Here is a 14,875-nt window from a genome sequence, read left to right on the forward strand (position 1 = left end):
AGTAGGGAAGGGGAAGACCTATTCCCCTATTCCCCTATTCCCCTATTCCCCTATTCCCCTATTCCCCTATTCCCCTATTCCCCTATTCCCCTATTCCCCTATTCCCCTATTCTTCGGCGCTCCGAAGCGCGCCGCTGCGGCCAGCAGCACGCCGAGCATCAGTCCGTTGAGGATGTGCCAGAGGAAATGCGCGCCGAGCGGGAAACCGGCGCAGACCAGCGGGTCGACCATCCGGCAGATGACGGACACGACGAAGATCGCCGATCCCGCCAGATTGTACCAGCCGGCGCGATTGCCGCTGGCCGCCACCACTATGCCGAAGAAGGCGAGCGCCAGGAACGGCGGCAGGTAGCCCGTCGTGCCGTTCGAGGCCTGGCGAAGCCAGTCCGGCACCGCCAGCGTCAGCAGCCCGGCAACCACGTAAAAGGCGACGAAGATGGCGATCGCCTTGCCCCATTGCATGCCGAGGAAGCGGCGCAGGTTGAACAGCGTATAGGCCAGCGTAAAGCCGGCGATCGGCAGCACGTCGGCCCAGACCGTGCCCCTGGTGGCGAAGGTGTGGAAGATCGTCGAGCCGATGCCGATTGCCACCACCCACCAGGCCAGCACCTCGGCGAAGGTGCCGGTGCGCAGCCTTCGCACCTCGCGCACACCCCACAGGCCGGCCGCGATGAAGGCAAGGTTTGTCAGGGCATTGACCGGCTCGGACCAGAGTTCCGGCCCGGTTCGCTCGCAATAGAGATCGATCGGTGCCGAAAGAGTTTGCCACATCGTGATTGCCGCCCGAATCGGTTTCTACCCTGAACTGCGAGCCCTTCTCCTATTGCGCCGCTGCGGTCGGTTGCAACGGCAAAAATTTCACCGCAACGTGACTTCCCGTTGACTTCCGCTTCTGCCACATATTCCAGCAACGACAATAAAGCCGGCGCCACCGGCGGGAATCGGAATGACCATGGCCTCGCGAAAAACATTATGGCTGGCGGCCCTTGCGCTGGCCTTCTCAGCGGCTGCCGGCATCGGCCAAACCGCCGAGCCCGCCAAGACGCAGGCCGACAAACCTCAGATCGACAGGCCCCTGGGCGTGGTCGAGCTGTTCACCAGCCAGGGCTGCAATTCCTGTCCGCCGGCCGATGCGTTGTTCGCCGAACTGGCCGCCAAGGAAGACATCGTCGCGCTCGCCTACCATGTCGACTACTGGGATTATCTCGGCTGGCAGGACACGCTGAGCCGCAAGGAGAACACCGAGCGGCAAAATGACTATATGCGCGCCTTCGGCAGCCGCTCCGTCTACACGCCGCAGGCCGTCATCAACGGCCGCGTCCATGTCAACGGCGCCAGCCGCGTCGATGTCGATGGCGCGCTGGCGCGGATGGCCAAGAGCGGCCAGGGCATGCGGGTCGCGGTCAAGGTCAGCCGGACCAGCGACCGCGTGATGATCGACGCCGGCGATGCCGGAAACGGTCCCAGCGATGCCCATGTCGTCATCGTCTATTTCGACCCGCCGCAGACGGTCAAGATCGGCCAGGGTGAGAACACCGGCCGCAAGCTGACCTACTGGAACGCGGTCTCGGGCATCCAGACCGCCGGTATGTGGCACGGCAAGGCGCAGCGCTATGAATTGCCGATGAGCGAGATCTCCAAGAAGGGCGGCTGCGCCGTGCTGCTGCAGTCGGTCGGCAGGGATGGTCTGCCCGGCCCCATTCTCGGCGCCGCCTTCATTCATAAGCCTTGAAGCTTTCACATCTCGATTGGCGCGTTCCGTTTCGCCGATAGCGAGACGATCGTCATTTCGTCATCCTGAGGCAGGGCAGGGCAAGGCAACGATGCGCTGACGCCACAGCTTTACAGGACCTTGATGTCGGCGGGACAGCACCCCTCTCTGGCCTGCCGGCCATCTCCCCCGCAAGGAGGGAGATTGGCAGCTTTGTCGTGTTCGCCATCTTGTTCGACATTGGAGATTGGCGAAAGCAGAAGTGAAATCCGATCTCTCCCCTTGCGGGGGAGATGTCCGGCAGGACAGGGGGTGGGAAGGATCGCTACAGAACAACGATCGTGCTCTGCCTCGCAGCATTGCCCCGCGCTCCGCCCCAAAAACAAAAAACCGACGTCAGCTTGCTTCTGACGTCGGTCATTTAGGTTTTGGGATCGTCGCACCCGATCCTTCCGAAGAAAGACCGAGGTTGGTTCGATCCGACGCAGACCCGTGGGCGGGGGGCTTGGGGTTTACGAGCCGGTGCCGGACCGAACCGTCTCAGGCAACGCGGGTAAACTCGTCGGACATTGGGGCAGGAGCGCGGATAAAAAACGGCGAGAATATGGCGAAGCATCACCAATTCCAACAAGGCGTTTCATAAAAGTGACTGGACGTTGCAGAAACAGCGCGCTTCCGCCCTGCTTCGCCGGGTCTTGCAATTCAGCTGCGAACGCGCCAACTTTGGTTGGCAAAGATTCATTTTGAAGGATCGAGGCATGACTGACGACAGCGGCGGGACGGGGGATGTTGACGCATCCGCAATATTGATCCCGCTGCACGAGGCGCGACCTGAGCGCCTCGATCAGCCGGTGCGGTTCGACCGGCGTGAACTGGACCAGATCCTGAGGCTCTACGGCCGCATGGTCGCCGCCAACCAGTGGCGCGACTACGCCATCGATCATCTCACCGACAGGGCTGTGTTTTCGGTGTTCCGCCGCACCAGCGAAGTGCCGCTGTTCCAGATCGTCAAGGACCCGAAACTGGCACGCAAGCAGGGCGCCTTTGCCGTTGTTGCCGCCGGCGGCCGCATCCTCAAGCGCGGCCAGGAGCTCGGCCGCGTGCTTGGCATCTTCGACAGCAAGCTGAAACTCGTCGAGGCCTAACCCTTTATTTTTGCTGGCGGAATTTTCGCTCCGGTAGCGAATCGGGATCGGGTGGAGCGAGCGCTCCGCCATTCAGCGGGAGCTGCATGAACACCGTGTCCAGCCAGCGCCCGTGCTTGTAGCCGGAGCCTTCTAGGCGTCCCGAATGGCGAAAGCCGAGCTTTTCGTGGAGCCGCACCGAGGCGCTCTCCGGCCGCCCGTCGCCGATCACCGCGATGACCTGACGGAAGCCCGCCGCCCGGCAGGACTCGATCAGGCTTTGCATAAGCAACAGCCCGACCCCCTGGCCCTTGGCCTCGGGCGCCACATAGACCGAATCCTCGACGATGAAGCGATAGGCCGGGCGCGGCCGGAAAGCGCCGGCATAGGCATAGCCGAGCACGGCGCCGTCCTTTTCTGCCACCAGATAGGGAAAGCCGCCAGCCACTAAGGTGTCGAATCGCTCGCCCATCTCGGCGCGGCTGGGCGGCTCCAGCTCATAACTCGCCGTGCCCTGGCTGACCGCGTCGGCGTAGATTTCCGTGATCCGGTCGAGGTCAGCCGCCGTTGCGGGCCGCATGATGATACTGCTCATTATTTATGCACGCCGTTATTCTGCCGTAATAACAGCAAAACCCGACACAAAAGAAAAGGGCGGCCGTTGGGCCGCCCTTTGGAACTCAATGGTCCAAGTCGCTGCTAACTAGCGGCGATCGCCCATGAACTGCAGCAGGAACATGAACAGGTTGATGAAGTCGAGGTAGAGCCTCAGCGCGCCCATGATCGCCTTGCGGCCGGCGACATCCGAAGCGTCGCCATCGAAATACATCTCCTTGATCTTCTGCGTGTCGTAGGCGGTGAGGCCCGCGAACACCAGCACGCCGATCGCCGAGACAGCGAAGGACAGCGCCGACGACTGCAGGAAGATGTTGATCACCGACGCGATGATGATGCCGAACACGCCCATGATCAGGAACGAGCCCATAGCGGTCAAGTCGCGCTTGGTCGTGTAGCCGAACAGCGACAGGGCGCCGAAAGCCGCGGCGGTGGCGAAGAAGGTCTGCGAAATGCTGGCCGTGGTATAGACCAGGAAGATCGACGACAGCGACAGGCCGACGAGGCCTGCATAGATCCAGAACGTCGTCTGTGCCGCCGCAACGCTCATCGACTGGACGCGGAACGACAGGAACAGCACGGCGGCCAGCGGGGCAAAAATCACCACCCAGCGCAGCGGCGAGCCGAAGATCGCGTAGCCGAAGGAGGTCAGCATCTGGCCGCTCGGCAGCGTTGCGACGGCCGAGGCCGGATCGGTGGTGGTGGCCAGCATGATCGTGCCGACCGCGGCAAGACCGGTGATGAGGAGGCCAAGCCCCATCAGATTGTAGACCTTGATCATATAGGCGCGCAGGCCCTGATCGATGCCTGCATCAACGCCGGCGCCGGGCACGGCGCGCGTCTGATAGTTGCGAATGGGTTCAGCCATGGGAGTCCTCTATTGCTTCTGCCCCGTCGGGTGTCAGGTCCACCGGACCCAGGCGCCGCTGGCGGGGCTCCAGCATGCCTACGGCGAAATATGATGGTAATTCGCGTCAAGAACAAGACCGTAACCGGGTGTAATGCTTCGTGAGGCATCCGCGATGCGGTTTTCCGGCCTTTGGCGGCCCAACATTACTCCGATTTAACCAAATCTCGGTCCCGGCGGGCGGAATTCAGAGCAATTCCAAAGCGTGCAGCGGTTTTGCGTCGGACTTGCGGTCGGTGAATAGTCAGAGGTTGCGCAGCACCGGCGCGGCCTTGTGGCCGAGCACCCGCCAGGTGCCGGCGAGACCGATGCCGACCGTGATGACAAGCGAAAACAGAATGGTCGCCACCGCCACCTCAGGCATGAAATGCGAAGGCAAGGTCATGATGCGGGCGACGACGAACCAGGCGGCCGCACCACCTGCCGCCAGGGCGAAGATCGCGGTGGCGAGCCCGATCAGCATGTATTCGAGCGAGAAGGCGGCAATCAGGGTCGTGCGTGTGGCGCCCAGTGTCTTCAGCACCACCGCGTCATGGATGCGCGCCCGGTTGCCGGCGGCAAGCGCACCGGCAAGCACCAGCACTGAAGCGATCAGCGCCACGCCGGCGGCAGCCCGGATCGCCGTGACGAGCTGCCCAACCAGCCGGTTGACGACGTCGAGCGCATCCTTGACCCGGACTGTCGTCACCGCCGGGAAGGCGCGGGTGACGGCATTGAGGATCCGCGCGTCGTCGGCCGTCGAGGCGGTCTTTTCGGTCAGCGTCGCCATCCAGCCATGCGGCGCCCCTGCGAATGTGTTGGGCGAGAACACCATGACGAAATTGATGCCCATGGTCTCCCATTCGACCTGACGGAAATTGGCGATCTTCGCCGTCACGTTGCGGCCAAGCACATTGACGGTGATCGTATCCCCAAGCTTCAGCCCGATCTCCTTGCCCTCCACGGCAGAGAACGAGACCAGTGGCTCGCCGCCATAATTGTCCGGCCACCAGCTGCCCTCGGTCAGCGTCGAGTTGTCCGGCTGCCTGGCGTCATAGGTCAGGCCGCGATCGCCTTTCAGCACCCAGGCGCCTTCCGCCGGCACCGTGACCTTGTCGACATCGACGCCGTTGAGCGCCATCACCCGGCCGCGCAGCATCGGCACCTTGGCCAGCGTCCCCTGCGGCGCCTGCTTGCCGATCAGCGTGGAAAACGCATCGACATCGCTGCTCTGGATGTCGACGAAGAAGAAGTTCGGCGCCCGCTCCGGCAGGCTGCCCGATATTTGTTGCCTGAGATTGCCGTCGATCAGCGCCAGCGTCACCAGCAGCGTCAGGCCGAGCCCCAGCGACAGCACCACCGATGGCGTCAAGGCGCCGGGTCGGTGGATGTTGCCGACGGCGAGCCGCAGCGCCACGAAGCGCACACGTGGGCTCTTCCTGGCCGCCCACTGCACCAGTGCGCCGACCAGGCGCAGCACCAGGAAAGCGAAGACGGTGGCGCCGACGAAGATCGAGGCGATGCGGCGGTCGCCTGAAAATAGGATGGCCAGCGCCGCCAGCAGCAGCGCGATACCGACGGCCGCCGCAACATAGGCAGGGCGCGGAAAGCCGCGGCCTTCGAGCCCCATCTCGCGAAACAGCGCGGTCGCCGGCACATCGCGGGCGCGGCCGAGCGGCAGCAGCGCGAAGGCCAGCGTCACCAAAAGGCCGAACAGCGCCGCCATGCCGAGCGCGCCGGGATAAAAGCCGCCTTCCGCCGGCACCGGAATGACCTGATGGAGGGCGGCACCGGCCGCGAACGGCATCAGCGCCCCGAGCACCAGGCCAAGCACGATGCCCAGGGCGGCGATGATCAGAATCTGCACCAGATAGACGGCAAAGACGAAGCCGCCCGAAGCGCCCAGGCTCTTGAAGGTGGCGATGACACCGCGCTTGCCGTCAAGATAGGCGCGCACCGCATTGGCGACGCCGACACCCCCGACCACCAGCGCCGTCAGCCCGACCAGCGTCAGGAATTGCGAGAAGCGTTCGATGTTGGACGACAGCGCCGGCGCCGCATTGCTGCGCGTGCGGATCGACCAGCCGGCCTGCGGAAAATCCTTGGCCGCCTGATCCTGGATGGCTTTCAGCCGCGCCTCATCGGCATCGGCGGGCAGCCGGATCTTGTAGGCGTTCTCGACCAGGCTGCCTGGCTGGATCAGCCCAGTGGCCGCCAGCCCGTCGGTCGAGATCATCAGTCGCGGCGCAAAGCCGAAACCGTCGGACACCGCATCCGGTTCGGTGACCAGCCTGGCGCGCAGTTCGAAGGTCGCGGTGCCGAGCTTCAGCCGGTCGCCGATCTGCAGATGCAGCCGTTCGAACAGCAGATCGGGTGCGGCAGCGCCGAAAACGCCGAACTCTTCGCCGAACAGTTCCTGCTTCGACAGCGCCGGCTCGGTCTCCAGCGCGCCATAGAGCGGATAGGCGTGGTCGACCGCCTTGGCCTCGACCAGCGCCTGGTCGGTTCCGTCGGCAAGACGCGCCATCGAACGCATGCTGGCGGTGCGCGAAACGACCCCCAGCCCGTCAAGGAAGCCACGCTCGGCCTGGCTGGCGTCGCGCTGGTTGATCTGGAAGCGGAGATCGCCGCCGAGCAGCGTCTGGCCCTGATTGGCGACACCGGCGGTGATCGAACGCGCCACCGAGTTGACGCCGCCGATGGCCGCGACGCCGAGCGCGATGCAGGCAAGGAAGATCAGGAAGCCGGACAAACCGCCGCGCATTTCGCGCAGCGAGAAGCGGACCGCAAGCTTCAGCGTCCGCGACAACGGCATCAAGCCGTCACCTTGACGGGCGCCGGCGCCTCGATCCGGCCCGACCGCATCGAAACCTGGCGCGAGCAGCGTGCCGCCAATGCCGGATCGTGGGTGACCAGCACCAGCGTCATGCCGCGCTCGGCCGCCTTGGCAAACAAGAGGTCGGCGACCTGCCGCCCCGTCGCCTGGTCGAGGTTGCCGGTCGGCTCGTCGGCAATGAGAATGCGCGGCGACGGCGCCAGCGCCCGGGCGATCGCCACGCGTTGCTGCTCGCCGCCCGACAATTCGCCGGGATAGTGGGTGACGCGATCGCTCAGGCCCACGGCCGCAAGTTCGCGCGCCGCGACCGAAAACGGATCGGCATGGCCGGCGAGTTCCAGCGGCACCGCGACATTTTCGAGCGCCGTCATGTTGGGAATAAGATGGAAGGACTGGAACACGATGCCAATGTTTCGGCCACGAAACGAGGCAATCTGGTCCTCGGTTTTGCCATTGAGCAGTTCGCCGGCGATTCGGACCGTACCCGAATCGACCCTTTCCAGGCCTGCCAGAACCATCAGCAGTGTCGACTTGCCCGAGCCTGAAGGGCCGACGATGCCGGTCGCCTCGCCAGCCGCCACATCGAGGCTGACACCCTTCAGCACATGCACGGAGGACGCCCCTTCGCCAAGTGTCAGCGATACGTCTTTCAGCGCGATGACGGCTTCTGTCAAAATGAAAGCGTCCTATATCAAGGGATGAAGGCTCTGCTTGCCGGATGCCGTCGGAAGAATTCCTTGGTCATATGGGGCTTGCCGCATGTCTTTCAAACGCCTGATTGCAGCAGGCTTCATCGTTTTCCTCGCCATTTGCGGCACCTTTTCGTCGGCGCTCGCCGAGCCGTTCAAGATCGTCGGCTTCGGTGACAGCCTGATGGCGGGCTTCGGCCTTGGGCCGGACCAGGGCTTTACCGAAAAACTGCAGGCCGCCCTTCGCGCCGCGGGTCGCGACGTGACCGTCGCCAATGCCGGCGTTTCCGGCGACACGACGAGCGGCGGCCTGGCTCGGCTCGATTGGTCGGTGCCCGACGGCACGCAGCTGGTCATTCTCGAACTCGGCGCCAACGACATGCTGCGCGGCGTCTCGCCCGACATCGCCAGAAAGAACCTGGATGAGATGATGGGCAAGCTCAAGGACCGCAGGATTGCCGTGCTGTTGGCCGGCATGCGCGCCGCGCCCAATCTCGGCGCCGACTACCAGAACGCCTTCGACGCCATCTTTCCCGACCTTGCCAGGAAATACGACGTTGCGCTCTACCCGTTCTTTCTCGACGGCGTCGCCGGTCAGCCCGGCATGCAACTCGAGGACGGCCTGCATCCGAGCCCTCAGGGCGTCGACCAAATGGTCGAACGCATCTTGCCGACGGTCGAAAAGGCGATCGCGGCGGCGCCGGGAGGTTCGTGAGATCGGACTAATTGCTTCCGCAGGGGAAACTTTTAACAAAGCCTGTGACCAACAAACCTCTTGCTCCGTTTGATTTTCGATGATTCGCTAGGGCTAATATTCGATTCGAGGAAGGGAGGCTCTTCATGCCGCGTCTTTTCACCGCCCTCGAAATACCGCGTGACGCCGCCCTTTCGCTGTCCCTGCTGCGGGGCGGCCTGCCCGGGGCCCGTTGGATCGACGTCGAAAACTATCATCTGACGCTACGCTTCATCGGCGATGTACCGGGTCATGTCGCCGACGAGATCGCCAACGCACTCGACCGCGTCCACCGCCCCTCCTTCCCGCTGACCCTGTCCGGCGTCGGCGCTTTCGGCCAGAAAAAGCCGCACGCGGTGTGGGCGGGCGCCTCCGCCTCGCCCGATCTTGCCGCCCTTCAGGGCGAGATCGACCGCATCTGCCAGCGGCTCGGCATTCCCGCGGATCCGCGCAAGTTCATGCCGCATGTGACGCTGGCGCGCTTACGCAATTCCACCCCGCTCGACGTCGCCCAGTATCTCTCGGCACGTGGCAATTTCTCGACATTGCCGTTCCGCATCGGCCGTTTCGTGTTGATGTCGTCGCGCGATTCGGTCGGCGGCGGCCCCTACATCGTCGAGGAAGCCTGGCCGCTATCGGGCAAGGACGCCCGTGCTTCGAGCCTTGTCGCCAGCGCCTCCGACGCTTCGCGGATCATGCGGTAGACCGAGGCAAAGGCCTCCGCCCCGTCATAATAGGGGTCCGGCACGTCGCGCGCATTGCCCTTGGCAAACTCCAGGAACAGGTGCACCCGGTCGTGCATGGCTGCCGGCGCCAACGCTTTCAGGTCGCGAACATTCGACCGGTCCATGCCGAGGATCAGGTCGAAGCGATGAAAATCCTCCGGCGTGACCTTGCGCGCCCTCTGCCGGGAAATGTCGATGCCGTGACGCACAGCAACCGCGATCGAGCGTGGATCGGGAGGCGAGCCGACCTCCCAGCCGCTGGTTGCGGCTGAATCGAGCAGCATATCCCCGCCCCATTCGCGCTCTGACAGCACGGCGCGAACAACCCCCTCAGCCAGTGGCGACCGGCAGATGTTGCCGAGGCAGACGAAAAGAATGGAATTTATGGGCTTCGCGCTCATCGATCCAACGCTATGGTGACGACTTCAGTCGAAATAGCATGGGAAGCTGACATGACGAGAGAGAAACTGGGCAAGGAAGCAGTCGCCGCAGCGTTGACCGGGCTCGACGGCTGGGCGCTGGCTGCCGATGGCGCCTCGATCAAGCGCACGTTCACCTTCGCGAATTTCTCCGAAGCCTTCGCCTTCATGACCCGCGTGGCACTGGCCGCCGAGAAGATGGACCATCATCCCGACTGGTCGAATGTCTACAAGACCGTCGACGTGACGCTGAACACCCACGATGCCGGTGGCGTGACGGCGCTCGATATCGATTTGGCGAAGAAGATGAACCGCTTTTTTGGTGGCTGAACCCCAGCGGTTTGCCAAATCGGCGCCGGCATCTTGTAGCCCGGGTCGGGTTTCACCACATTTTCGCTCGCGGGGCATGCGCTGGAATGCGCATGGACGCTCGCAAGGAGAAACTGATGGCGCAACAATCCGGTTTTGACTTCTTCGGCTTCGGCGGCAAGCTCGGCGACGAGAACGAAGTGCGCGAGAAATTCTGGCGCACGGCGAAGAAGGCCGCGCGGCAGATCCCCTTCATGGAAGAGGTCGTGGCCGCCTATTACTGCGCCATGGACAAGAACACGCCGCTGCGCGCCAAGGGCATTCTGCTCGCCGCGCTCGGCTATTTCGTGCTGCCGGTAGACGTCATCCCCGACTTCGTCCTCGGGCTTGGCTTCACCGACGACATCGCCGTGCTCACCGCCGCGATCACCGCTGTCAGCGCCCACATCACGCCGGCGCACCGGCAGGCTGCCAAGGACGCCATCGCCGACAAGGGCTGAGCAGGCCGGCGCCCGCGCAAATGCCTTTGGAGCCTGCGTTTGGCGGCAAAGCAAAAAGTCAAACTCTTGCCGCTTTCGTGGCCTCCAAGTCGCGAAAGGGACGTCGCGCCACCCGCTCGCAAGGCGGTGGCGCGGGAATGGCGGCGGTTTCCTGGGGTGCGGGTCCTTTTCTCAAAGGAAATTCACCGTTTGTTAACCCAGATTAAATCAAAATGAAGCGACGGGCAGGACGCCAAGCCGGCCTGCCGCCGCACCTTTGGAATACGGGAAAAACGATGCGCGGATTGATTGCTACAGTTTCGAGCCTGGTCCTGGTGGCCGTGGCAGCGCCGGCACTGGCGCAGTCGGCGACCAAGATCGGTCAGCACAATGCCTGGGGCACCTACAGCTACCAGGCATCGGGCGGCAAGGTCTGCTATGTCCTGACCGTGCCGACCGACAAGCAGCCGCCGACGCTCGACCATGGCGACATGTTCTTCTTCGTCAGCCAGCGGCCCGGCCAGCAGGTGTCCTACGAACCGCAATTCATCGCCGGCTACACCTTCCAGGAAGGCTCCAAGGCCACCGTCACCATCGACAAGAAGTCGTTCTCGATGTTCACGCGGGGCAAGTCGGCCTGGGTCGAGAACGCCGCCGAGGAACCGGTGCTGATCGCCGCCATGAAAACCGGCACCGACATGAAGGTGACGGCGAAGTCCGGACGCGGCAATCCCACCTCCTATGTCTTCTCGCTGAAGGGCATTTCGGCAGCGCTGTCCTCGATCGCCAAGTGCAAATAGGCAAAAGTGCAAATAGGCAAAGCTTCGTTTTGCCAAAGCGTCGTTTTTCATGACAGGCCGGGCGCAAAGCCCGGCCTTTTGCTTTTTCGGGCCGGCGTGTGTGCCGACGGTTCAGTCTTACATAGCCATTTTTTCACATTCGGCCTGAGCCTTCTTGGTCGACGTATCGATCATGAAGGCTTTGCCCTTGGCGTCGGTCATCATCATCATGCAGTGCTTGATTGGCTTTGCCATCTTCATCATCTCGGCGCCCATCTTTGCATCCGGCATCATGGTGCCCATATGCCCGTCCGGCATGATCGCCATCACTTCTCCACCCTTCATCATGGTCATCGTGCCCATCGCGTCTTCGGCAAGTGCCTGCGAGGCGGTTAGGCCGACGAGGCCGGCAATAACGGCAAGCTTGAAAGAGTTCATTCTGCATACTCCCATTTTGTAGGGGCATGGTTGCCCCCTTCGGATTTCGAAGGCGCGATGGGAAACGTTACGCAAACACGACCATGTGATCGGTTCTTTTGCGGCGGGAAGATGGGGCAAGGCCGCCGGATGATCGCAACAGGCTGTCAGCCAACGTGCATCGGGTTGCATTCTCCCTGCATGACTCCGCCGCCAACCTGTGCTATGCGCCGCGCTTCATGTCCGGCCCGATAAGTGAAATCGGCCGCAAACCGCTTATATCAGTGCAACCATGACCCTTTCATTCGATCTCACCGCTGATGGCGCCCGTGATGCATTGCGCGCCCGCGCCGCACAGCCGGAAAAGCAGTCGCTGATCGGCCTGACGCGGGCCGAGCTCGGCGAGGCCCTAGTGGCATCCGGCACCGTGCCTGAGCGCCAGGCGAAGATGCGCGCCCAGCAGCTCTGGCACTGGATGTATGTGCGCGGCGTTTCCGACTTCGCCGGCATGTTCAACATCTCCAAGGATTTGCGCGCCGAACTCGACAAGCATTTTACGGTTGCCAGGCCGGAGATCGTCGAGGAGCAGATTTCCTCCGACGGCACCCGCAAATGGCTGTTCCGCTTTCCGCCGCGCGGCGCCGGCCGGCCGGTCGAGATCGAAACCGTCTATATTCCAGAGGAAGGCCGCGGCACGCTCTGCATCTCCTCGCAGGTCGGTTGCACGCTGACCTGCTCGTTCTGCCATACCGGCACACAGAAGCTGGTGCGCAATCTGATGGCGGAGGAAATCCTCGCCCAGTTGCTCACCGCCCGCGACCGGCTTGGCGATTTCCCCGACCGCGACACGCCCGACGGCGCCATCGTGCCGGCCGAGGGCCGCAAAGTGTCCAACATCGTCATGATGGGCATGGGCGAGCCGCTCTATAATTTCGAGGCAGTGAAGAAGGCGCTGCTGATCGCCTCCGACGGCGACGGCCTGTCCTTGTCGAAGCGCCGCATCACGCTGTCGACCTCCGGCGTCGTGCCCGAAATCTTCCGCACCGGCGAGGAGATCGGCGTCATGCTGGCGATCTCGCTGCACGCCACCAATGACGATTTGCGCGACCTGTTGGTGCCGATCAACAAGAAGTACCCTTTGAAGGAGTTGATCGCCGCCTGCCGTGCCTATCCCGGCCTGTCCAACGCCAAGCGCATCACCTTCGAATACGTGATGCTGAAGGACGTCAACGATTCCATCGAGGACGCCAGGGGCCTGATCAAGCTGCTCAAGGGCATTCCGGCCAAGATCAATTTGATCCCGTTCAACCCGTGGCCGGGCACCAACTACCAGTGCTCGGACTGGGAGACGATCGAGAAATTCGCCGACTACATCAACAATGCCGGCTATGCCTCGCCGATCCGCACGCCGCGCGGCCGCGACATCCTGGCCGCCTGCGGCCAGCTGAAGTCCGACTCCGAGCGGATGCGCAAGGTCGACCGGCTGGCCCTGGAAGCAATGATGATTGCGGGGCACGGCGAGGCGTGAGCCGCTTCGCCTGGCTCAGACGCCTCGCCGTAGTAGCAGTCGGCTACCTCTTTGCCGTGCTGACCTCGATCCTGGTGCCCGTGCTGCTGATCGCCCTCCTGGAAGGGATAGAAGACGGCAACTGGTCGATCATCTTCGCATTCGACTGGCTGGGCTCGTTCCCGCTCGCCGTGTTGACCGTGATGGTCGGCGCGCTGTTGATCGTCGGCCCCGCGATCTTTGTCGCCGAACGGCTGTCGCTTCGAGGATGGTTCTTTTTTGCAGCCACGGGTGCGGTTACCTCCACCGCCTTCGGTGTTTCCATCCCGCGCTCGGCCGGAAGCTTTGTTTTCAATCCGGGCTATCTCGGTTTCCTGGCCACGGCCGGCATTGCCGCCGGTTCGGTCTACTGGCTTCTGGCCGGGCGTAAGTCCGGTCACCTCACACGCCGGGATCTGGGATGAGCCGCCTCATTGCTTACCTCGTCCGTTTCGCCGTCATCCTGTTCGGCTATGCGGTGGCCTCGCTGGCGGCGAGCGCCTTCCTCAACATCCTGTTCCTGGCCTCGCTCGGCTACATGCCGGAGCACGCGCACCCGACGGCAACCGCCTCCCTGTATTTCTCAATTCCCTTCGTCGCCCTGTTCGTCGCCTATTTCGCCTTCATGCCAGCGGCGATCGTCATCCTGCTTGCCGAGCTCCTCGGCCGGCGCGACTGGTTGTTCTATACGCTGGCGGGCGCGGTGGTCGCGGCCGTTTTCCTCGGCCTGGTCGACAATGCCCGTGACTCGGCTTTCGCGGTCAGGGAGACCAGCGCCATCATGGCAGTGGTCGGCGGCGGCATGGTCGGCGGCATCTTCTACTGGCTTAGCGCCGGGCGCTGGGCCGGAAGCTGGTGGTTGAAGGATGAGAAGGCGCCTACTTCGCCTGGGCCGTCAGGATCTTGAGAGCGAAGGCGGAGAACACGCCGGCAAAGAGATAGTCGACCACCCGCGTCACGCGCGGGCTGGCCTTCATCGCCGCCGAGAATTTTTCCGCCGCCAGCACCATCGGCGCGGTCACCGGGATCGACAGCACGATGAACATCGCGCCGAGGAAAAACAGCTTTCCCGGCGCATTCGGATCATGCGCGGAGACGAACTGCGGCAGGAAGGTCATGAAGAACAGGATGATCTTCGGGTTGAGCAGATTGACGCCGAGCCCCGCCGCCCAGCTGCGCAACAGCGAAATCTGAGGCCCCGTCTTCTTTTCCGGCGAAAACGCCGAGCCCCTGGTGATCGCCTGCCAGGCGAGGAAGACCAGATAGCCGGCGCCAAAGATCTTCAGCACGAAGAAGGCCATCGGCGAGGCGACGATCAGCGCCGAGACACCGACCACAACCAGCGTGGTGTGGATCAGCGTGCCGCACAGCGCGCCCGCCATCGAGGCAAAGCCGGTGGCGCGGCCCTGGCTCAGCGTGCGCGAGACGAACAAGGTCATGTCCGGTCCGGGGGTGATCGCCAGGATTACGGTGGCGATGGCGAACTGGAGCAGCGTGGCTGTGTCTGGGATGAACGACATGGACGGCCCTTTGGCTCGGGAACACGCAAGCCTATAATGGATACCAACCATCGCTGCCAGCAACTGGACGGCTGAAAGGCTGATCCA

The 14,875-nt window shown here is 63.3% G+C and carries 18 protein-coding genes; 10 read left to right on the forward strand and 8 right to left on the reverse strand.

The genetic code is table 11. From position 1 onward, the window contains the following. Positions 1-90: 90 nt before the first annotated feature. A complete protein-coding gene (locus AC1D2G_RS01700; protein WP_477411654.1) occupies positions 91-771 on the reverse strand; it encodes a ceramidase domain-containing protein in 681 nt (226 codons plus the stop codon). Positions 772-946: 175 nt separating this feature from the next. On the opposite strand from AC1D2G_RS01700, the gene AC1D2G_RS01705 reads away from it, so the two are divergent. Both AC1D2G_RS01705 and AC1D2G_RS01710 read left to right on the forward strand, forming a co-directional pair. Next, positions 947-1,732, forward strand: a complete 786-nt coding sequence (locus AC1D2G_RS01705) for a DUF1223 domain-containing protein (RefSeq protein WP_477305369.1) — start codon at positions 947-949, stop codon at positions 1,730-1,732. 737 nt (positions 1,733-2,469) lie between these two features. Beyond that, a complete protein-coding gene (locus AC1D2G_RS01710) occupies positions 2,470-2,856 on the forward strand; it encodes a DUF2794 domain-containing protein (protein WP_477411655.1) in 387 nt (128 codons plus the stop codon). Between the two features lie 4 nt (positions 2,857-2,860). Here AC1D2G_RS01710 and AC1D2G_RS01715 read toward each other — a convergent pair whose 3' ends face one another. The 4 genes from AC1D2G_RS01715 to AC1D2G_RS01730 all read right to left on the reverse strand — a co-directional run bounded on the left by AC1D2G_RS01715 (position 2,861) and on the right by AC1D2G_RS01730 (position 7,846). Further along, a complete protein-coding gene (locus AC1D2G_RS01715) occupies positions 2,861-3,430 on the reverse strand; it encodes an N-acetyltransferase family protein (RefSeq protein ID WP_477411656.1) in 570 nt (189 codons plus the stop codon). 108 nt (positions 3,431-3,538) lie between these two features. Further along, complete coding sequence (locus AC1D2G_RS01720) at positions 3,539-4,318, reverse strand: Bax inhibitor-1/YccA family protein (protein ID WP_477411657.1); 780 nt, start codon at positions 4,316-4,318, stop codon at positions 3,539-3,541. Between the two features lie 283 nt (positions 4,319-4,601). Then, positions 4,602-7,151, reverse strand: coding sequence for an ABC transporter permease (locus tag AC1D2G_RS01725; protein WP_477411658.1), 2,550 nt, complete (start codon positions 7,149-7,151; stop codon positions 4,602-4,604). Next, entirely contained in the window at positions 7,151-7,846 is a 696-nt protein-coding gene (locus tag AC1D2G_RS01730) for an ABC transporter ATP-binding protein (protein WP_457152045.1), read from the reverse strand. The genes AC1D2G_RS01725 and AC1D2G_RS01730 overlap by 1 nt, the downstream gene beginning before the upstream one ends. 85 nt (positions 7,847-7,931) lie before the next feature. Here AC1D2G_RS01730 and AC1D2G_RS01735 point away from each other — a divergent pair, with 85 nt between their 5' ends. After that, complete coding sequence (locus AC1D2G_RS01735; RefSeq protein ID WP_477411659.1) at positions 7,932-8,576, forward strand: arylesterase; 645 nt, start codon at positions 7,932-7,934, stop codon at positions 8,574-8,576. Between the two features lie 125 nt (positions 8,577-8,701). Beyond that, positions 8,702-9,298, forward strand: coding sequence for an RNA 2',3'-cyclic phosphodiesterase (gene thpR, locus AC1D2G_RS01740; protein WP_095083984.1), 597 nt, complete (start codon positions 8,702-8,704; stop codon positions 9,296-9,298). On the opposite strand, the gene AC1D2G_RS01745 is transcribed toward thpR, so the two are convergent. Next, the gene (locus AC1D2G_RS01745; RefSeq protein WP_095083983.1) at positions 9,202-9,720 is read right to left on the reverse strand and encodes a low molecular weight protein-tyrosine-phosphatase; all 519 of its coding nucleotides are present in this window, start codon (positions 9,718-9,720) and stop codon (positions 9,202-9,204) included. The two genes, thpR and AC1D2G_RS01745, sit on opposite strands and share 97 nt — an antisense overlap. Before the next feature lie 51 nt (positions 9,721-9,771). On the opposite strand from AC1D2G_RS01745, the gene AC1D2G_RS01750 reads away from it, so the two are divergent. The 3 genes from AC1D2G_RS01750 (at position 9,772) to AC1D2G_RS01760 (ending at position 11,326) form a co-directional block, all read left to right on the forward strand. Next, positions 9,772-10,068, forward strand: coding sequence for a 4a-hydroxytetrahydrobiopterin dehydratase (locus AC1D2G_RS01750; RefSeq protein WP_095084392.1), 297 nt, complete (start codon positions 9,772-9,774; stop codon positions 10,066-10,068). A gap of 116 nt (positions 10,069-10,184) precedes the next feature. After that, positions 10,185-10,547 (forward strand): YkvA family protein, encoded by a 363-nt coding sequence (locus AC1D2G_RS01755; protein ID WP_095084391.1) that lies wholly within the window; start codon positions 10,185-10,187, stop codon positions 10,545-10,547. Between the two features lie 275 nt (positions 10,548-10,822). Beyond that, on the forward strand, positions 10,823-11,326 hold the full coding sequence (locus AC1D2G_RS01760; RefSeq protein ID WP_457152049.1) for an invasion associated locus B family protein: 504 nt from the start codon (positions 10,823-10,825) through the stop codon (positions 11,324-11,326). A 117-nt stretch (positions 11,327-11,443) separates the two neighbouring features. Here the strand turns inward: AC1D2G_RS01760 and AC1D2G_RS01765 are convergent, their stop codons facing one another. Next, entirely contained in the window at positions 11,444-11,743 is a 300-nt protein-coding gene (locus tag AC1D2G_RS01765; RefSeq protein ID WP_477411660.1) for a hypothetical protein, read from the reverse strand. 271 nt (positions 11,744-12,014) lie between these two features. Between AC1D2G_RS01765 and rlmN the strand changes: the two genes are divergently transcribed. From rlmN to AC1D2G_RS01780, 3 genes are read left to right on the forward strand one after another with little or no spacing between them, the layout of a single operon-like run. Further along, positions 12,015-13,250 carry a dual-specificity RNA methyltransferase RlmN gene (gene rlmN / locus AC1D2G_RS01770; protein WP_477411661.1) on the forward strand — a complete coding sequence of 412 codons (1,236 nt, stop codon included), beginning with the start codon at positions 12,015-12,017 and terminating at the stop codon, positions 13,248-13,250. Beyond that, positions 13,247-13,693, forward strand: coding sequence for a hypothetical protein (locus AC1D2G_RS01775; RefSeq protein ID WP_477411662.1), 447 nt, complete (start codon positions 13,247-13,249; stop codon positions 13,691-13,693). The genes rlmN and AC1D2G_RS01775 overlap by 4 nt, the downstream gene beginning before the upstream one ends. Next, positions 13,690-14,175: a hypothetical protein gene (locus AC1D2G_RS01780; RefSeq protein WP_477411663.1), complete on the forward strand. Its 486-nt coding sequence runs from the start codon at positions 13,690-13,692 to the stop codon at positions 14,173-14,175. The genes AC1D2G_RS01775 and AC1D2G_RS01780 overlap by 4 nt, the downstream gene beginning before the upstream one ends. Here the strand turns inward: AC1D2G_RS01780 and AC1D2G_RS01785 are convergent. Continuing rightward, a complete protein-coding gene (locus tag AC1D2G_RS01785; protein ID WP_477411664.1) occupies positions 14,147-14,788 on the reverse strand; it encodes a LysE family translocator in 642 nt (213 codons plus the stop codon). The genes AC1D2G_RS01780 and AC1D2G_RS01785 overlap by 29 nt on opposite strands. Between the last annotated feature and the right edge of the window lie 87 nt (positions 14,789-14,875).

The organism is Mesorhizobium sp. P2_C7, assembly GCF_056404515.1.